17 protein-coding genes are annotated in these 19,525 nt (G+C 47.4%); 11 read left to right on the top strand and 6 right to left on the bottom strand.

All coding sequences use genetic code 11. The features are described from left to right. From P8H32_RS08720 to alr, 3 genes are read left to right on the top strand one after another with little or no spacing between them, the layout of a single operon-like run. A complete protein-coding gene (locus P8H32_RS08720) occupies window positions 1–858 on the top strand; it encodes a glutamate cyclase domain-containing protein (protein WP_297292291.1) in 858 nt (285 codons plus the stop codon). Between the two features lie 30 nt (window positions 859–888). Beyond that, window positions 889–1,746, top strand: coding sequence for a D-amino acid aminotransferase (locus P8H32_RS08715; RefSeq protein WP_301089200.1), 858 nt, complete (start codon window positions 889–891; stop codon window positions 1,744–1,746). Window positions 1,747–1,768: 22 nt separating this feature from the next. Then, on the top strand, window positions 1,769–2,848 hold the full coding sequence (gene alr / locus P8H32_RS08710; protein ID WP_297292289.1) for an alanine racemase: 1,080 nt from the start codon (window positions 1,769–1,771) through the stop codon (window positions 2,846–2,848). Between the two features lie 35 nt (window positions 2,849–2,883). On the opposite strand, the gene P8H32_RS08705 is transcribed toward alr, so the two are convergent. From P8H32_RS08705 to P8H32_RS08680, 6 genes are read right to left on the bottom strand one after another with little or no spacing between them, the layout of a single operon-like run. Then, complete coding sequence (locus P8H32_RS08705; protein WP_301089199.1) at window positions 2,884–3,306, bottom strand: type IV pilin protein; 423 nt, start codon at window positions 3,304–3,306, stop codon at window positions 2,884–2,886. Then, window positions 3,303–5,996 (bottom strand): PilC/PilY family type IV pilus protein, encoded by a 2,694-nt coding sequence (locus P8H32_RS08700; protein WP_301089198.1) that lies wholly within the window; start codon window positions 5,994–5,996, stop codon window positions 3,303–3,305. Before P8H32_RS08700 ends, P8H32_RS08705 begins: the two co-directional genes overlap by 4 nt. Before the next feature lie 29 nt (window positions 5,997–6,025). Further along, on the bottom strand, window positions 6,026–6,544 hold the full coding sequence (locus tag P8H32_RS08695) for a PilX N-terminal domain-containing pilus assembly protein (protein WP_301089197.1): 519 nt from the start codon (window positions 6,542–6,544) through the stop codon (window positions 6,026–6,028). A gap of 11 nt (window positions 6,545–6,555) precedes the next feature. Next, the gene (locus tag P8H32_RS08690; RefSeq protein ID WP_301089196.1) at window positions 6,556–7,386 is read right to left on the bottom strand and encodes a PilW family protein; all 831 of its coding nucleotides are present in this window, start codon (window positions 7,384–7,386) and stop codon (window positions 6,556–6,558) included. Beyond that, window positions 7,386–7,904, bottom strand: coding sequence for a type IV pilus modification protein PilV (pilV, locus tag P8H32_RS08685; protein WP_297292284.1), 519 nt, complete (start codon window positions 7,902–7,904; stop codon window positions 7,386–7,388). The genes P8H32_RS08690 and pilV overlap by 1 nt, the downstream gene beginning before the upstream one ends. A 24-nt stretch (window positions 7,905–7,928) precedes the next feature. Further along, window positions 7,929–8,375: a GspH/FimT family pseudopilin gene (locus tag P8H32_RS08680; RefSeq protein WP_301089195.1), complete on the bottom strand. Its 447-nt coding sequence runs from the start codon at window positions 8,373–8,375 to the stop codon at window positions 7,929–7,931. A 279-nt stretch (window positions 8,376–8,654) separates the two neighbouring features. On the opposite strand from P8H32_RS08680, the gene sbcB reads away from it, so the two are divergent. The 8 genes from sbcB (at window position 8,655) to lspA (ending at window position 19,500) form a co-directional block, all read left to right on the top strand. Then, window positions 8,655–10,091: an exodeoxyribonuclease I gene (gene sbcB / locus P8H32_RS08675; RefSeq protein WP_297292282.1), complete on the top strand. Its 1,437-nt coding sequence runs from the start codon at window positions 8,655–8,657 to the stop codon at window positions 10,089–10,091. A gap of 24 nt (window positions 10,092–10,115) precedes the next feature. Then, window positions 10,116–10,424 (top strand): GIY-YIG nuclease family protein, encoded by a 309-nt coding sequence (locus tag P8H32_RS08670; RefSeq protein ID WP_297292281.1) that lies wholly within the window; start codon window positions 10,116–10,118, stop codon window positions 10,422–10,424. Between the two features lie 200 nt (window positions 10,425–10,624). Continuing rightward, window positions 10,625–12,433, top strand: a complete 1,809-nt coding sequence (locus tag P8H32_RS08665; RefSeq protein WP_301089194.1) for an ABC transporter transmembrane domain-containing protein — start codon at window positions 10,625–10,627, stop codon at window positions 12,431–12,433. A gap of 42 nt (window positions 12,434–12,475) precedes the next feature. Next, the gene (locus tag P8H32_RS08660; RefSeq protein ID WP_297292279.1) at window positions 12,476–13,489 is read left to right on the top strand and encodes an aspartate carbamoyltransferase; all 1,014 of its coding nucleotides are present in this window, start codon (window positions 12,476–12,478) and stop codon (window positions 13,487–13,489) included. Then, window positions 13,489–15,093: a murein biosynthesis integral membrane protein MurJ gene (gene murJ, locus P8H32_RS08655; RefSeq protein WP_301089193.1), complete on the top strand. Its 1,605-nt coding sequence runs from the start codon at window positions 13,489–13,491 to the stop codon at window positions 15,091–15,093. Before P8H32_RS08660 ends, murJ begins: the two co-directional genes overlap by 1 nt. 107 nt (window positions 15,094–15,200) lie before the next feature. After that, on the top strand, window positions 15,201–16,151 hold the full coding sequence (ribF, locus tag P8H32_RS08650; RefSeq protein ID WP_297292277.1) for a bifunctional riboflavin kinase/FAD synthetase: 951 nt from the start codon (window positions 15,201–15,203) through the stop codon (window positions 16,149–16,151). 31 nt (window positions 16,152–16,182) lie between these two features. Further along, window positions 16,183–19,002 carry an isoleucine--tRNA ligase gene (gene ileS / locus P8H32_RS08645; RefSeq protein ID WP_297292276.1) on the top strand — a complete coding sequence of 940 codons (2,820 nt, stop codon included), beginning with the start codon at window positions 16,183–16,185 and terminating at the stop codon, window positions 19,000–19,002. Between the two features lie 6 nt (window positions 19,003–19,008). After that, window positions 19,009–19,500, top strand: coding sequence for a signal peptidase II (lspA, locus tag P8H32_RS08640; RefSeq protein WP_297292275.1), 492 nt, complete (start codon window positions 19,009–19,011; stop codon window positions 19,498–19,500). Window positions 19,501–19,525 lie beyond the last annotated feature (25 nt).

Genomic DNA, 19,525 nt, shown 5'->3' with positions numbered 1-19,525 from the left:
ATGAATGCTACTAACCCGGAAGATGATCTTGCGCTGAGCCGGTCAATAGAAGATTTGTTGGTTTCACGTAATTTACGCGGGATGCGGGATGTGCAGTCGGCATTAACGCCTGGCTATTATATGCGGGCAGCAAAATTGCTTTTAGCCTGCAAAGGTACGGTGTTGATTGGTACAGGCTTTCCTGTACTGAATAGTTTTGAAACCGATGGGCCTATAGGTGCTATAGCGTTATATAAAACGCTGGAATACCTTGGTGCCAAGCCGATTATTGTTTGTTGTGCCCCGATGTCTACAGCCATTGCCGCAGATTTTCGTGTGCATGAGATTGCGGTTGGGGAGTTGGCTAACGCTGAGGCGGAGGCACAATTGGCTTTAGATCAGTTGCAACCTGAGTTGGTGTTATCCATTGAACGCGCAGGCCTTTCAGAGCAGGGCATTTATTGTAATATGCGTGGTGAAGATATCAGCGACCGCTGTGCCAGTTTTGATTATTTCCTTAAGCTTGCCAGTTATCCAACCATTGCCATTGGTGATGGCGGCAATGAAGTAGGGATGGGTAATATCTATGAGGCGATTAAAACGCTGGATATTACCCCCTCGGTTACTACCTGTGATGAGTTGGTGATAGCTGATGTATCTAATTGGGCTGCCCATGGTTTGATTGCCATGCTTTCATATTGGCAGCAAGAGGATTTATTGGCGCGGATAAATCCGCAGAAATTTCTAGAGTATATCGCCGAGCGCGGTAGTCTCGATGGCGTTACCCGTGAGCCAACATTAACGGAGGATAGTCTGCCGTTGTCTGAGGGGCAAAAGCTGATTACACAATTGCGCCAGTTAGTGGGTTTTAGTGATTAAAATTTTAGTTGATCAATATAGGTCGTAGTTATGAGTATTGTATATTTAAACGGTGAATATCTTCCGATGGAAGAGGCGAAAATTTCGCCTATGGACCGTGGTTTTTTATTTGGTGACGGCATTTATGAAGTTGTCCCTTCCTATAATGGCAAGCTGGTTGGCTTTGGTCCGCATATTGATCGAATGGATAATGGTTTGGCTGCGATTGATATCCAGCTTGATTATAGTCACGACCAGTGGCGCGAGATTGCTACTTCCTTAAGTGAAAAAAACGGTGCCGGTAATTTAGGTATTTACTTCCATGTTAGCCGGGGGGCGGATAGCAAACGCAGCCATGCTTATCCCGAAGGTGTTAGTGCAACCGTATTTGCTTTTGCCTTTGAAATTCCTCCTGAGCCTGTGGCAGACCGCAACGTAGTGAAGCCCTATAAAGTGTCTACTACCCAGGACCTGCGCTGGAAACGATGTAATATTAAATCTACCGCCTTACTAGGCAATGTGATGCACTACCAGCATGGCCATAGTGAAGGCAGTGGTGAAACAATTCTATTTAATGAGCGTGGTGAAATGACCGAGGGTAGTGCGGTTAATGCCTATATTATTAAAGACGGTAAAGTGATCACCTCGCCATTGGATGAGCAAATCCTGCCTGGCATTACACGTCTTATTTTATTGGATGTTTTGCGTAAGGATGGCTCGATTCCTGTTGAAGAGCGTGTTGTAACTATGCAAGAGTTGCGCAATGCCGATGAGGTTTGGATCACTAGCTCCAGTAAAGAGGTGGCCCCGGTTATAGAGGTGGACGGCAAAGCCGTCGGCGATGGCAAAGTAGGGGGTATATGGGAAAAAGCGCAGGCGCTATTTTCCGCCCATAAATACAACTATTAACAGTTTTAAGGGTTTATCGGTTATGTCCAGACCTACAAAAGCGCTTATAGACATACAGGCGCTACAGCATAATTTTCAGTTGGCACAGAGTTTGGTGCCCGATGATCAGTGTCTCGCTATCGTTAAAGCCAACGCTTATGGGCACGGTGCTGTCGCGGTGGCCAAAGCCCTGGAGCCGATGGCTCCTGCGTTTGGCGTAGCCTGCATTGAAGAGGCTGATGAACTGCGTGAGGCTGGTATTAGCAAACCTGTACTGTTACTGGAAGGTAGCTTTAGCCAGCAGGATATTGTTAGGGCGGCTGGGCAAAACTATTGGTTGATGTTAACTAATCAGCAGCAACTGGATAGCCTGCTCACTGCGAGTTTACCCAAGCCAGTGACAGTATGGTTAAAAGTCGATAGTGGTATGCATCGCCTGGGCATTCGCCCTGAAACTGTCGGAGCTTTTTATCAGCAGCTTAAAGCCTGTAACCATGTATGCGATGAAATTGTTGTGGCAACACATTTGGCTTGTGCTGATGAGCTGAGCAGCTCTTTTACCGATGCACAAGTGAAAACATTTAAGGACTGTGTTGCGGGGCTAAACGCCCCCCTGAGTATTAGTAATTCGTCAGGTTTGCTGGCCTGGCCTGAAACACGACAGCAATGGAATCGGCCAGGTTATATGCTTTATGGCAATGCTCCATTCCCTGAAGCTCATCAGCATGGGGATAAACTACGCCATGTTATGACCCTGACCTCCGCGGTTATCGCAGTGCGAGATGTCGCGGTAGGTGAGTCGGTGGGTTATGCCGCCAGTTGGACCGCTACGCGACCGTCAACTATTGCCACTATTGCCGTGGGTTATGGTGACGGTTATCCACGACAGGCACCCAGTGGAACGCCGGTTATTATTAATGGCCAGCGTGTGCCGCTGGTAGGGCGGGTATCAATGGATATGATCACCGTTGATGTGACTGACCAGGACAGTGTCGCAGTGGGCGATGACGTAGTACTTTGGGGGCAGGAGCTCACCGCTAATGAAGTGGCGGAATGGGCTGGGACTATTGGCTATGAAATTTTAACCCGAATGCCTTTGCGTGTGCCTCGCGTTTGTACTTAGATAAATTGCCGGGCTGGCCTTGTTTGTTAGCTTTGTTAGTTCTGTGAGTCCAGCCCCATTTTTTCTCCGCGACTACTCAAGCTGATATTCCCGTTGTTACCATTGCGATCATTGATTTGTTTACCCTGGGCCTGGGCTGTTAACGTAACACATTCACTAATCCCGCTGCCGCAGGCTACAGCATTAAAGGTGTAGTTGCCTTGCGGTGTTGTTGGTTCGGCATCGTAGCCCAGCAGTGTTAAATCCTCGGTATAGCTGCCATGTTCTGCGGCATATCGTTCCTGCGCCTGCATAAGGTTATTAAGGTAGGGCAGGGCTTCCCCTGTTCGGTTACCCCTTAATAGATAGGACTGGTAGCTGGGCAGCGCTACTGAGGCGAGTATGCCGATAATCGCTAATACCACTAACGCTTCTACTAAGGTAAAGCCATTATCTGTTTTTATTCTGCTTATAGTCATAGCTCTCTCCAGTAGGTTTTATGCAAGGAGAGGTCAATGGTTTGGCTTGAGCACTCAGTACCGATACAGACCAGCACGTTATTTTCCTGGTCAGCTGTAGAATGTTGGACATTACAATTTGAGCTGCAAGAACTGTTGCTGGTGAAAATAATAGTGGGTTCCGGGGGAATACCCTGGCGTTGCAGTTCACCATAAGGCTTGCTTGAGTCCGAAACTGTTAGCACGGAGTTACCCTTAAACAGGTCTAACAAATAATATTTCCCTGTGCCAATATCGATCTCCTGTTTGCTGCAAACTGTGGTTTTTTTCCCCGGTGTATAAGAGGTTAATAAAAGTTGGTGATTAAATGTAATGGATGAAGACAGAATTTTTTCACCCTTGCCATTATCCATATTGAGATACCAGCCGTACTTATATTTCTCTTCACTGTCATTGAGTCTCTGGGTTTGTGTGACCGGGGACATATCTGAGGTCGTAATCACAGCATTATCTGCATAACGGTAATTAGGGGGTGCCGTTAATGGGTAATAATCAAAAACAACAAAGAAACGATCATTGATGGATGTATTTTCGGGTTGGGCGCGATAGCCACTACCCACAGCAATACTCAGCAACGGTGGTTGCCCGCGGCGGGCGATATAGGCTACGTCCGGCGCGTTATAAAAGCGTCGGCCGGCGCCGCTTAAGTCGGCAATCATTCCCCCGGAGCTGGTTTTTGCAAAATCACTTTGACTGCGAGCCTTATGGTTAAAATCAAAGCGCCAAAGTTGCCCGATAATATCGATGGCAAATAGCGCATCAATATAGCCGTCACCATCAATGTCTACGGGGGTGACATTAGCCGGAATACTGTAGTTCATATTGCTTAGGTTAAGGTCATGGCTGCGCCTACCAGCACTCCACAGTAACTCGCCGCTAACAGCATCAACCATATAGATAGCATTACCATGGCCACTTTTTCTGTGGCTGGCGTTGTCGTGCTGATTATCATAACCACCGGCAAAGAAAATCACTTTTTTATTCTGGCAGCCAGAGGTGTCGCCACGGGTGCAATTCCATTGGATGGTAGCTAGTTGTGGGCGCGACCATGTTTCTCCCAGCTGGCTAAATCCCGGAGTAGCATCACTGCTGCCGTCACCATCAAGGTCTTTATCACCGTTAATTTGCCACATCAATTTGGGATTGTTACGGACACTGACATCGAAGGCGAACAGGCTGTTACCACCCCGTCGCATAGCTTGATAAATATAAACATGGTCACCGGTTTCCGGCTTGTCAGTGTGGCCATAGCTTGTTACGACGCTGCCATTGCCGTTACTGTCCTGGCGCCATACTGTCATCGGTGCATCAAAACCATAGGGTTTATCGGCAAGGGGTGGCTTGTTTTGATAATAGCTGGTTAAGTTGGTGAGCAACTGCCTGGGTATAAAGCTAAAAATTGGATCGCCGGTATTGGCATCAATAGCATGGAGAAATCCCCTGTTAGACCCTGCAAAGAGCGTATCGTCAAAGTCTTCAGTAGCGGGGTTTATTGTGCGGTAGGTAACCACCGCTGGCTGGTTGTGAATAACGTCGGCAACAAAATAATTCGGCGAGTGCTCTCCGAGTTCAATCTCATAACCCTCAACCTCATAACCCTCAATCTCATAACCATGTGTCCACTTGAGTAGAGCTTTGCGTTTATCATCTTCGGAGGGTTTAAGCCCAAGCAGGCTTGCAGTGATATTGGCGTTTTCCACGATTAAGGGCTCTGCGGCCAATAGCTCATTGTTGGGCGTAAAATCATCGAGGTAGGTATATAGCTTGCGCGTAGCGGGAGAGTTAAGCCGGTAGGCATAGCCGCCATAGGGTATAACACTGCCATCAACGGTGGCTGTATTATTATCGTCGCTGGGATTCCAGTCCGTTAATTCGGTCCAGAAACTTAAGGCGGTCTGTTTAAAATAGCCTGCGTTATGTTTGTCTTGTTGAATGGCATCTTCGCCATTGGCGTCAATAATTTTGTTATCGAAAAGTCGGTATTTTTTAATATTGCCAGCCCAGCGTGCGGATAAGCTCGGCTTAAATAAGGCAAAATACATATCATTGCGATGCTGCAAACTATTATAGGCATTAACGGCAATGGCAGGGGCTGTAAAGTTTCCCTTGGCCTCAATGGTATGATTAATACTGCCGTTGAGTATGCGAGTGACAGTCTGTTTATCATTGGTTTGGTTAGCTTCTATTCTATGGACCTGTATATCATCCGGTAACTTTTCACTGGCCTTAGTCGCTTGCCCGGTAAACAACAGGATATGTTTTTCTGCGCATGCTGTTTTCTTGTCGGGGAAAAGCCCGGCGGCCTGGCGCAACAGTTTGTCTACAGGTGGTTTGGTTTGAGTGGCGGTGATTTGATTGATGGCCCTGGTTAAGCTTTCAAGATTATTGTCTTTGCTAATATCAATAAATGGATGGGCCAGGCTATTTTCACTGGCTTGTATTAGTCCAATCAGCGCAGGTCTTCGACTTTGATAAAAGCTATCGACAATGCGCTTTATGGTTTCCTGATCGGTTTGATGGACGGCCAGTAGTATATGCAGTGTTGTTTGTTTATGGGTATCAGGGAGATAAATATCAATATCATCTGCCGTTGATAAACTGCCGTTGATTATCGGTAGGGTGATAAGCAGTAGCTTTAAAAAATATTTCATAACACACTCCTTGTGTTGGTTTGACTAGTCTAATGAGATGATGGGGCGATGCGATTTAAACCCTGTGTTTGTTTTGAGCCTGATTGCTTGCTGTCTGACTGCTTGTTGCTGTATTGGGCGACAGTGTAGATTTCATAGCTTTTCCCGACATATAAAGCCAGGCTATAACCTGAAGGCGGTGCGGTGTTACCCGTAAATACAACCGCGCCAGACAGGGTATAAGCATCATCGGCATTATGGGTTAAGGTCTGGGTGTCTGTTAGTGTTACTCCTACGCCATCTTTGGATAGTCCCTCGTAGTTCAGCACTGTAATATTCCGGGTTGCTGTGGTTATTTTCTCGAGGTAATCCGAGTTCTCCAGAGCTTTGGCCTGGGCCTGGATTTCACTAAAGGCAATCTGGTGCAGATGTTGGGATAGCAGGCTGTTATGGGCCATTTGCGATTGTAGTTGCGATGTATCCATCGCTACGATGGCTAATAACGTCATCACCAGTAACAGAATCAGGCTGACAATCAGTACAGCACCTTGTTGAAATTGATTATGCATATTTAGTTCTCCTAATCATGGCTGTTTCTCAATTGCACGGTCGTGCTATAGATTCTTCGACTTTGTCGGTCGGTGTCCGGGGTTGTGAGTCGTTTGCTATCCAGTAATTGGTATTGGCGTTTTTGTGCATGGGCAAAGCCTTGCTGCAAACCGTTGCTAACCAGCAGGGCAATAGTGACGGTTTTAATGTTCGGCCAGTCCTGCGGTGTTAATGCGCTTTGGGGCAGATAGCGGCTAACACTATTGTTGCTGCTGCTGGCTACGCCATAGAGCACCTGCATATTATCGATGCCATCAATCAGGGGTTGGGCTCCTTTTTCAAGCCATTCAGCTTTGCTTTTGTTATAGCCCCTGCAATAGAGGCTATTAATACCGTTAACAGTTTGGATGGTGTAACTGTTAATAATAATGCTGTGACGCTCTGTGGCATCCAGCTTTGTACCCAGGCAGTCCCGGGCTACACCACCCTGGTCATCCGAGGGAGGGTCATACTGTATTGTTAGCCGGTCGCTGCCATGGGTAATACTGGCAGGGTTGTTAATATGGCTATCAAGCGTGCAGCTGCTATGGGAGTCGGTGCAGTTTTTTTCAAAATTAAAGTAATGAGGTGGTTTGCCGTCACCGTTAAGTGGATGTCGATAGCCCGCCATCCGTAACTCCCTGACCAGTATATCCATCGCGATACGGCCGTTTTCCTGGATGCGGGAAATATCACCATTTAGCTCAAAGGTCTGTCGACTGCTAGCCATAAACTGCATGGCTCCTGCCATTAATATCAGTGAGAGGGTAATGGCAATCATTAATTCAATCAGGCTAAATCCATGTTGCCCTGGCGTATTCATTAAGGCCTCACCTTCATGGTAATTTGTTGTGTGTTGGGATCGCTGGTGTTGCCCGTAGCGCGAGTTTGCCAGGATATACTCACGTTATAGTTAGCCGGTGATGTCGAACAGTTCTGGTCGCAGGAGATTGACAGGGTGGAGAGCTTTAGTGATTCGACAGAGTCGGCTAATACTCCTTCGGAGGATTCGCCGCAAAAAACATCCCAGATATCAAACCTGGCCAGCTCGGAAGGTGTGCATTCTGTCAGGGTAGCGGAGCAATATCTGGCGGGTTTTGAGCAGTTTTCCCTGGAGAGTTCTACCCTGTAACTGTTGGCCTTGTCCGCGGGGTTGGCTCTTATGCGTTCAACCATCTCGCTCACCAGCCATGCAGTTTGTGAGCGTTGTGCGGTTTCCAGGCTGTCTTTAATGGCGGTTGATTGCAGCCTGGCTAAACCCAGTAATCCCACACTCATAATAAACAGTGTGATAACCACTTCCAGCAGGGTTGCGCCCGTGTTTTTTAATTGATCGCTCATTTGAACTTGCTCCAACTTGATTATTTAAAAACGTCTTAAAGAGGTTCGGCCACTTAGGCCTATCACAAGTTTTTTGCTGTTGCTGTTGTGAATGGCATCGCAAAGCCTGAAGTGCCCCGCTGTGCCATTGCTGGCCCCTGAGGGTTTAAATTGTAAGTAGTGCCGACCAAGGCTGGCTTGCCAGAGCAGGCAGGGTGTTGTCTCCGGTAGTGATAGCACCCGATAGAGCACATCTCCGTTATCGACTCTTTCGTTAGTATTGCTATCGTTAAAAACAATAATGGTTTTATTCCATGGCCCGTTGCAGCTGGTTTTATCAGCACTGGGGCAAAGGGTGAGGTATTGATTATCTTTAATTGCCCGGGTCCGGGCGAAGGTCGCCAAGTGGGTGAGGGATCTGAACAGGCTACTTTCAGTTTGGTATTGCAGCCATTGCGATAGCCCGGATACGCCAATGGCCAGGGTGAGCATGATTACGCTGAGAGTGGCAAGCAGTTCTATTAGGCTAAAGCCATTTGTTTTAGGGCGAGGTTGGGGTTGAGGGCAAGGTTGAGGGCAGGGTTGAGGGCAAGGTTGAGGGCAAGGTTGAGGGCAAGGTGATGGTGCGAGAGTTAATGTGTTTAAATTTTGATTAATCTTCATGATGCAGTTCCTTCCGCAAAGTTTGGTATGTCATAATCCGTTGACAGAGAAAATTTAGCACAGAACAATAACGGCAAACAACACCCTTGTAAGGATTATTTATTTTCCATGACAGATTTTTCTTTCTACTGGCACGATTATGAAACATTCGGTACCGACCCTGCCCGTGACCGCCCGTCGCAGTTTGCGGGTATTCGCACCGATGCAGATTTTAATATTATCGGTGAGCCTTTAGTCATTTTTTGTAAGCCGGCTGATGATATGTTGCCGCACCCGGAGGCTTGCCTGGTAACAGGTATTACGCCACAGCAGGCACTTGAACAAGGGCTTCCTGAAGCGGAATTTATTCGCCAGATTCATGCAGAGTTTGCCCAGCCCGGCACCTGTGCGGTGGGTTACAACAGCATCCGGTTTGACGATGAGGTGAGTCGATATACTTTGTATCGTAATTTTTATGACGCCTACGCTCGGGAGTGGCAAAACGGTAATTCCCGCTGGGATATTATCGATATGGTCAGGCTCTGTTGTGCCCTGCGCCCGGAGGGTATTATTTGGCCCACCCATGAAGACGGCTCAACCAGCTTTAAACTGGAGCAGATAACTAAGGCTAATGGGATTAGTCATGAGGCCGCCCATGATGCGTTGTCGGATGTGCATGCCACCATTGCTGTGGCTAAATTAATCAAACAGAAACAACCCAGGCTATTTGACTATCTGTTTAAGCTTCGCAACAAACGCGAAGTAGCTAGCTTGTTAAATGTTGCCGAGAAAAAGCCGGTCATCCATACCTCGGCTATGATCCCCGCCAGTCGTTTTTGTACCAGCCTGGTAATGCCCCTGGCTATGCACCCGACCAATAAAAATGGTGTTATTTGTTATGACCTGGCTGTCGACCCTTCGCCCTTGATTGAATTGAGTGCTGAGAAAATTAGCGAACGTTTATATACCCCCGCCGCAGAGTTACCGGAGGGGATGGAAAGAATTCCGCTGAAAACTATTCATACCAATCGCTGTCCTGCAGTGGCTACTACGGCTTTGATGGATGATGCGGTGGCGGCGCGTATACAGTTGGATTTACCTAAAGCCCGGCAGCATTATCAACAGATTATGAAGGCGGGACCCTTGGCAGAAAAACTGGCTGAAGTATTTTCATCACGATCATTCCCGGAGCAAAAGGATCCCGATGTTATGCTCTATGGCGGTGATTTTTTTGGCCAAAATGATAAAAGTGTTATGGCGCAAGTGCGGTCCAGTACGCCTGCAGAGTTACGAGATAATACTTTCTATTTTGAAGATACACGTTTGGCAGAAATGCTGTTTCGCTACCGTGCGCGCAATTACCCCGAATCGCTAACCGAGGATGAGCAGCAGCAGTGGCAAGAGTACCGCTACCAGCGTTTAACAGAAGCTGATGGCGGTGGCAGTATTATCCTTGAGAACTATTTGGTAAAGGTTCAAACCCTATTAGATAGCGAGGATGTTAGCGAGCGCGATCAGCAAATATTGGAACGGCTATTGGATTACAGTGATCAACTTCTGGCTTAAAACAACTAACCAAGTGATTGCCTGATGCCTGCCACAAAAAAATCAACAAAAGCATCAACGTGGTGGGTTTATATGGTAGAGACGCAAAGTGGAAAACTCTACACGGGGATTACCACCGATGTTGACCGGCGCTTTGCCGAGCACAGCGGCGCAGCCGGAAATAAGGGGGCAAAGTTTTTCCGTTCTGATAAGCCTAAAAAGATGGTTTTCCAGGAGGCCAGCCAAAATCGTAGTACCGCGAGTAAGCGCGAAGCTGAGATTAAACAATTATCCCGCAGGGAAAAATGTTTATTAGCTGGCGTGGACTATAAGCCGATTAAGCGAAAGCAATAATGCTCAGCATGTTTTATGTATTATTCAATCACTTAGCGCAGAAACCAGTGAATATGGCGATAATAGGTAAAAAAACATGCAGATATGGCTAAAAATAGCTCTGTCAGCCTCCGGCAGCCCTTTTACCCAGCACCTATAGCAGTGATAATAGCTTCACGCTTAATCAGGCGGTTAGTCATCAACGGTCATAAGGGTTTTCAGTGCACGGCGATACATCAGAACAGCGCGAGAGCAGTAGCGATATCAAGGTCTTATCCGAGATGTTGGGCTTTTTAAAGCCCTACCGGTGGTATGTATTGGCTGCATTATTCTCCTTGACCTTCACCGCTGGCGTTACTCTGTCAATGGGGCAGGGCTTGCGTATGATGATTGACCAGGGCTTTGGCGAAGGTGCCGGGGCCGGTTTAGACCAGACCATTGTCATCTTTATGTTTATGGTGTTGTTGTTATCTATCGGCACCTTTGCGCGCTTTTACCTGGTGTCATGGATTGGTGAGCGGGTCAGTGCGGATTTACGCCGTGCGGTGTATAGCAAAGTGATTGAACTGCACCCCAGCTTTTTTGAGACCAATCTTAGCGGTGAAATCCAGTCGCGTATCACCACCGATACCACCTTATTGCAAACCGTTATCGGCTCTTCTGTCTCTATGGCGTTGCGCAACGTCTTGCTGTTTATTGGCGGTATCATCTTACTGCTCTTTACCAACCCTAAATTAACCGTCATTGTGTTAATCAGCGTGCCGTTAGTGATTATGCCGATTATTATTTTTGGCCGTCATGTGAGAAACCTTTCCCGCAGCAGTCAGGATAAAGTGGCAGTTTTTGGTGGCTTTGTTGGCGAGTCACTTAAAAATATTAAAATTGTGCAGGCCTTTAACCACCAGCAGCGCGACAGTGATACTTTTTCCCGGCAGGTTGAAGCGGCCTTTGATGTGGCCCTGCTGCGTATCAAACATCGCGCCTGGTTAACGTCTATTGTTATTGCCATGGTCTTTGGTGCAATTGCCTATATGCTGTGGGTAGGTGGTCACGATGTAATCGCTGGCAGAATTACCGCCGGTGAACTGGCTGCGTTTATTTTCTATGCGCTTATGGTTGCGATGTCAGTGGGTGTTATCAGTGAAGTCTATAGCGACTTACAGCGAGCAGCGGGCGCCACAGAGCGACTGTTAGAGCTGATGCATGCAGATAATTTGATTCAGGCACCGGAGCAATCGCAGCCGCTGCCTGAGAATGTACAGGGTGAAATACACTTTGATAATGTCAGCTTTTACTATCCATCAAGGCCAGAAACCCCAGCGGTGGATAAATTAACACTTAATTTGGTAGCCGGTAGCAGCATGGCATTGGTCGGTACCTCCGGTGCGGGTAAGTCGACACTGGTTGATTTAATTTTGCGTTTTTACGATGTCACTGAAGGCAAAATTCTATTTGACGGTATCGATATCTGCCAGTTGGATCCTAAGGAACTGCGTGAACATATTGCCATCGTGCCGCAGCAGCCGGTGCTGTTTAGTAATTCGGTATTAGAGAATATTCGCTACGGCCGTCCCGATGCGACTGATGAGCAGGTGCGTGCAGCGGCAGAAGCAGCCTATGCCGATGAGTTTATCCAGAAACTGCCCAACGGCTATGACAGTTTTGTGGGTGAGTCCGGTGTCAGGTTATCCGGTGGCCAGCGCCAGCGTATTGCCATTGCCAGGGCAGTATTAAAAGATCCCAAACTACTATTGTTAGATGAAGCGACCAGTGCACTGGACGCGGAAAGTGAGTACAAAGTTCAGCAAGCGCTTGAGCACTTGATGCAAGACAGAACCAGTATTGTTATTGCACATCGCTTAGCGACAGTGGTTAATGTTGATACTATAGCGGTATTGGACCATGGACGACTGGTTGATACGGGTAATCACCAGCAGTTATTGGCCAGTTCAAGCTTGTATGCCCGCTGGGCAAGTTTGCAATTTGGGGATTCGGCCAGTGACTCGGTCACCATTGAGCAGGCTGGTTAGTTGCCAGCACTATAAAATAAATAACAGAACGGAGAAGCAGGATTGAAATTCACCGGCAGCCATATTCTTTCCATTGGTCAGTTTGAGCGTATTGATATCGATAGTATTTTTGATGTCGCTGACCGAATGAAACCCTATGCCCAGCGCAAGCGCATTACTAAAGTGTTAGATGGTGCGATTTTAGGCAGCATGTTTTTTGAACCCAGTACCCGTACCCGTGTAAGTTTTGGCAGTGCCTTTAATTTACTGGGTGGTGAGGTGCGCGAAACTATCGGATTTGAATCTTCGGCTATTGCCAAGGGTGAGTCGCTTTATGATACTGCCAGGGTGCTAAGCGGTTACAGCGATGCGATTGCAATGCGCCACCCACAGGAAGGTTCGGTCGCTGAATTTGCTGCCGCTAGCCGAGTCCCGGTGATCAATGGTGGTGATGGAGCTAATGAGCACCCCAGCCAGGCCCTGTTAGATTTGTATACTATTAAAAAAGAGCTGCAAGACCACGGTCGCGATTTGGATGGCCTGCGTATCGCTCTGATTGGCGATCTAAAATTTGGCCGTACTGTCCACTCCCTCTGTAAATTATTAACCCTCTATAAAAACGTTAGCGTGACATTAATTTCCCCGGAAGAATTAAAAATGCCCGGTGAAATTGTTGAGAAAATGCGTAGTGCTGGCCTTGCAGTGACCGAGTCTGATGCGATGGAAGAGAGTATTGCCCATGTCGATATTGCCTATTCAACCCGTATCCAGGAAGAGCGTTTTTCCAGTCAGGAAGAGGCTAATTTATACCGTGGCCGCTACCGCTTAAATCAGGCAATCTATACGCGCTTTTGTGAGCCTAATACGGTGATTATGCACCCATTGCCTCGCGATTCCCGCGAAGGGGCTAATGAGTTAGATAACGACCTGAACGATAACCCCAACCTGGCTATCTTCCGTCAGGCGGATAATGGTGTGGTGGTTAGAATGGCCTTGTTTGCCTTGATACTGGATGTAGAAGATCAGGTTGAGAAAAATTCCCGTGATGTTAATTGGTATACGGGTAGTCGCTTTTAATGTCGACATCAACATCTGATCAACCGCAACAAAAAACAGGCTTATTAAAGTCCAGTTTAGTTGTGGGTATGATGACGATGTTATCCCGCGTATTAGGTTTATTACGCGATGTGGTGATTGCTCATTTTGTGGGTGCTACCGCAGCGGCAGATGCCTTTTTTGTCGCCTTTAAAATCCCTAACTTTATGCGCAGGCTGTTTGCCGAAGGTGCCTTTTCGCAGGCTTTTGTGCCTGTTTTATCGGAATACCGTGAGCAACGTGACTTTAATGCCATTCAGTTATTGGTCAATAAAGTAGCGGGGGCCTTGGGGGGTAGTTTGCTGATAGTGACCGGCCTTGCAGTAGTCGGCGCACCCGTGATTGCGGCAATTTTTGCCCCAGGTTTTTTCCTGTCAGAAGACCCGCTTCGCTACCAGCTTACTAGCGAAATGATCCGTATTACCTTTCCCTATTTATTTTTAATCTCACTAACAGGCTTTTGTGGTGCGGTATTAAATAGCTATGGCCGTTTTGCAGTACCAGCTTTTACGCCAGTGTTATTAAATATCTCATTGATTACAGCGGCGATAGTGATTGCCCCTTATTTTGATGAGCCAGCCTTTGCCTTAGCCTGGGGGGTTATGGCCGCTGGTATTTTACAGCTCACTTTCCAGTTGCCCTTTATGCATGGTTTGCGGCTAACACCAAAGCCCGCTTGGGATTGGCAGGATGAAGGGGTAAGAAGAATCCTTGCTTTGATGGGCCCGGCAATTTTCGGTGTATCAGTCAGTCAAATTAACCTGTTGCTGGATACTGTGTTGGCGTCCTTTTTACCCGCTGGCAGTGTGTCATGGCTGTACTATTCTGATCGTTTGGTCGAGCTACCCCTGGGTGTCTTTGCCATTGCTATCAGCACCGTAATTTTACCGAGCCTATCACGCCAGCAATCCAGTCGTTCGCCTGAAGCTTTTAAGGCGACACTCGACTGGGCGATTCGCATAGTGTTATTGATTGCCATTCCAGCCGCTGTAGCACTAATGATATTGGCAGAACCCATTCTGATGACCTTGTTCCAATACGGAAAACTAACGGTCAGGGATGTCACCATGGCCTCCTATAGCTTGCAGGCCTATTCATTAGGTTTAATGGCCTTTATGTTAATCAAGGTATTGGCACCGGGTTATTTCTCCCGCCAGGATACCAAAACCCCGGTTAAAATCGGCATTATCGCCATGGCGGCCAATATGGTAATGAATGTCGCCTTTGTTGTTCCGCTGCATTATTACTGGCAACTGGGGCATATTGGTTTGGCGTTGGCTACCTCCTTATCCGCCTTCCTTAATGCGGGCTTGTTATACCGTGGTCTGCATCAACAGCAGGTCTATTCACCCATGGCCGGTATGGTTGCGGCGATACTGCGTCTAAGTGCGGCGGCGGTGGTGATGGCCGTGCTATTGTGGCAGCTAACGCCTGAGTCATCCCAGTGGGTTGATTGGCTTTGGTGGCAGCGAGTCTTGAATATTTTCTACCTCTGTGGGGTTGGGGCGGCCAGCTATTTTGTAGCCCTTGGGCTTTTTGGCGCAAGACCCCGTCATTTCCGTGCCGATGCAAGCACAATTGCCTAATCTTCCCCCTGTCTTGGCTGGTGGCAAGCAGCTGCCTAAGTTATAATCACGCGCTATTTTATGGGCTGTAAGGCCCTCCCTTTAGCATTGTTGATAGATATTACTCCATGGAGCTTATTCGCGGCCTGCATAATATGCGCCCCAGACATCGAGGCTGTATCACCACTATTGGTGCCTTTGATGGTGTTCATCATGGACATCAAGCGATATTGCAGCAACTGATTGATAAGGGCAAAGAGCTGAATTTGCCGACCACGGTGGTGGTGTTTGAGCCCTTGCCCAGAGAGTATTTTGCTCCCTTGCAGGCGCCGGCCCGGTTGATGAGCTTCAGTGAGAAATTCCAGGCCCTTAAAGCGCTGGGTATTGACCGGGTATTACGCATTCGCTTTACACCAGACTTGAAGGATATGGGAGCTAAAGAATTTATCCAGCAGGTGTTCGTTAAGGGCTTGGGTGCGCGTTATATTATCGCCGGTGATGATTTACGCTTCGGTCGTAATCGCGGTGGTGATTTTGATTTACTGAAATCAGAAGGGCTGATCCACGGTTTTGATGTGGTGGCGACGTCAACCTTAAAAATTCGCGATGACCGAGTGAGTAGTACTCGTATTCGCAAGGCGTTGGAAGACAGCGATTTTGAATTAGCTGAACTGTTATTAGGAAAACCTTATAGCATTGCCGGAAGGGTGATTGTTGGACAGCAGTTGGGGCGTCAGCTGGGTGCACCTACGGCGAATATCGCGCTGCGAAGATTGCGTGCCCCTATGTCTGGTGTCTATGCCGTTGAAGTTGAAATAGGGCAGCGTAGTTTAAAGGGCGTTGCCAATGTCGGCTCAAGGCCCACGGTTGATAATAGTTTAAAAGCAATTTTAGAAGTTCATATATTGAATTTTAATGAAGATATTTACGGAAAAAAAATTAAAGTCATCTTCCGTAAAAAAATCAGGGACGAACAGAAGTTTGACTCCATTGATCAGCTAAAAGAACAGATTTATAGAGATATACAAACCGGTCGCCAGTACTTGTCCCAGCACATATCGGCGTCGGCTAAACCATAAAAATTTACGTTGTTAGGTAGATAAAACCTGTATGAGTGATTACAAAAGCACCTTAAACCTTCCCAAAACGGCTTTCCCGATGAAGGCTAACCTGGCCCAGCGTGAGCCACAAACCTTAAAGCGTTGGCAGGAAGAAGGTTTATACGAAAAAATTCGCGAGGCCAGCAAAGGTCGTCCGCAATTTATTCTTCACGATGGCCCTCCTTACGCCAATGGTGATATTCATATCGGTCATGCGGTTAATAAAATTATTAAAGATATGATTGTGAAATCAAAAACCATGAATGGTTTTGATGCGCCTTATGTTCCGGGTTGGGATTGCCATGGTCTGCCTATTGAACTGAACGTTGAAAAGAAAGTGGGTAAGGCGGGCGTTAAAGTTGAGCCTTCTATTTTTAGAAAAAAGTGCCGCGAATATGCACAAAAGCAGGTTAACGGCCAGAAGAAAGACTTTATCCGTTTAGGTGTGCTGGGTGATTGGGAAAATCCATACCTCACCATGAACTTCCAAAATGAAGCCGACATTATCCGTACGCTTGGAAAAATTGCTGACAATGGTCATTTGCAAAAAGGCTTTAAGCCGGTGCATTGGTGTATGGATTGTGGTTCTGCTTTGGCGGAAGCGGAAGTTGAGTACAAAGATAAAGTGTCGCCAGCCATTGATGTGGCATTTGAAGTGGTTGATCGCGGTGAAGTGTTAGCAGCCTGTGGAACCAATGACGATATCGAGGGTAGCGTTGCCCTGGCTATCTGGACCACAACACCATGGACATTGCCTGCAAACCTGGCGGTTAGTCTTCACCCTGATTTTGACTATGTGTTGGTGGCGTTTAATCAAAACGGCCAGCAGAAAAACATCTTATTGGCTGAAGATCTGCACGAGAGTGTAATGGCACGTTACGGTGTTGAATCCTTTTCTGTGGTTGGTCGTTGTAAGGGCGCGGCTTTAGAAAAACAACAGCTCCAGCATCCTTTTTACGATCGCCATTCGCTGGTTATCCTGGGTGACCATGTCACCACTGAAGCGGGTACCGGTGCGGTGCATACGGCCCCCGGTCACGGTGTAGACGATTTTAATGTCGGCCAAAAATACGGTTTGGATGTTTATAACCCGGTCGGTTCCAACGGTGTTTATCTACCGGAAACTGAGCTTTTTGCTGGCCAGCATGTGCTAAAAGCGAATAGCGCCATTGTTGAAACCCTTAAAGAGCAGGGTGCCTTGCTGCATCATGAAGAGTTTGAGCACAGTTACCCCCATTGCTGGCGCCATAAAACCCCTATTATTTTCCGGGCGACACCGCAGTGGTTTATCTCCATGCATCAAAATGGTTTGCTGACCAAAGCCCTGGCAGAAGTTGAAACCACTGAGTGGATGCCTTCATGGGGTAAGGCCCGTATTGATTCAATGATTAATGACCGCCCCGACTGGTGTGTGTCCAGGCAGCGTACCTGGGGTGTGCCAATTACTTTATTTATCCATAAAGAAACCGCCGAGTTGCACCCGGATAGCCAGCGGCTGGTTGAAGCAGTGGCCCTTAAGGTTGAGGAAAAAGGTATTGATGCCTGGTTTGAAATGGATGCCGCAGAGTTGTTGGGTGATGATGCCAATAACTATGAAAAAGTCACTGACACTTTAGATGTGTGGTTTGACTCCGGCGTTACCCATGCCTCGGTATTAGACCGTCGTGAAGAGTTACATTCCCCCGCTGATTTATATATGGAAGGATCTGACCAGCATCGCGGCTGGTTCCAGTCATCGTTGTTAACTTCAGTAGCCGTCAATGGCCGTGCGCCTTATAAACAGGTATTAACCCACGGTTTTACCATTGATGCCGATGGCCGCAAGATGTCCAAGTCGATTGGTAATACCATTGCGCCGCAAACCGTGATGAACACCATGGGCGCTGATATTTTGCGTTTATGGGTTGCCGCTACAGACTACCGCAATGAAATGACGGTGAGTGATGAAAACTTTAAGCGCACTGCTGATTCTTACCGACGTATTCGTAACACGGCGCGTTTCTTATTATCGAATATGAGTGGTTTTGAGCCTGCCGAGCATTTAGTGGCCAACGAAGATATGCTGGCGTTGGATCGCTGGGCGGTAGATGCTGCTGCACGTTTACAACAAGATATTATTGAAGCTTACGAGTCTTATCAGTTCCATGTGATCTACCAAAAGCTTCACAACTTCTGTGTGCTGGAGTTGGGTGGCTTTTACCTGGACATCATTAAAGATCGTCAATACACCACCAAAGAAGATAGCTTGCCCCGTCGCTCTGCCCAGACGGCGCTGTACCATATCATCAGAGCGATGGTACGTTGGATTGCCCCAATCACTAGCTTTACCGCCGATGAATTATGGCAGCATATCCCCGGTGAAAAAGAAGAGTCTATTTTCCTTGCCCAGTGGTATGACGGCTTAACTACGTTGAGTGATGATAACGAATTCGGTGAAGCTTACTGGAAGAATGTGATGGCAGTTAAGACCGCCGTTAACAAAGAACTGGAAACGAAGCGAGGCGAGGGTGTTATCGGCGGCAGTCTTGAAGCTGAAGTGACACTTTATTGCAGTAGCGAGCTGGCTGCCCAGTTAGCAAAACTGGATACTGAGCTTCGCTTTGCCTTGATTACTTCAACTGCAACCATTAAGCCTTTGTCAGAGTCAGCCTCCGCTGCGGAGACAGAAGTAGAAGGTTTGGAAATTGCCGTAGCTCAAAGTGCCCATGCCAAGTGTGCTCGCTGCTGGCATCACCGTGAAGATGTGGGTGCTAATGCCGAACATAAAGAACTGTGTGGTCGTTGTATTGATAATGTTGAAGGTACTGGCGAACAACGCCAGTTTGCTTAAGACGCTATGAACCTGACTCGAGCTAACAGTATTGGTTTAATCGTTGCGGTTATTATCGTCGCACTTGACCAGTGGACCAAACACCTGGCCAGTACCGAACTAAGCTATGGCCTGCCAGTTGAAATACTGCCGGTGTTTAATTTGACCTTGCAACACAACACGGGTGCAGCCTTTAGTTTTTTGGCAGATGCCGGTGGTTGGCAGCGTTGGTTTTTTACCATTGTGTCGGCGGTGGTTAGTATCGTTTTAGTTGTTTGGATAAGCCGTTTACGGTCTGAACAGTTATTAATGATCGCCAGTTTATCTTGTATTTTGGGTGGTGCTATGGGTAATTTATGGGATCGTGTGGTGCTGGGTTATGTTGTAGATTTTATTTCAGTGCATTACGAATCCTCTTATTTTCCTGCCTTTAATATTGCAGATGCGGCCATTACTATCGGTGCAGCTTTAATGATTTTAGATATGATTCTTAATCCCGAGCAGCATAAATCGGCCTGATTTTTTACAGTCACTATTTGGAGCA

Origin of the sequence: Oceanicoccus sp. (assembly GCF_029238675.1) — a bacterium.
Classification (GTDB): domain Bacteria; phylum Pseudomonadota; class Gammaproteobacteria; order Pseudomonadales; family Dasaniaceae; genus Oceanicoccus.
The sequence above is the reverse complement of the archived record's forward strand: the minus strand, read 5'-3'. Positions and strand labels throughout refer to the sequence as shown.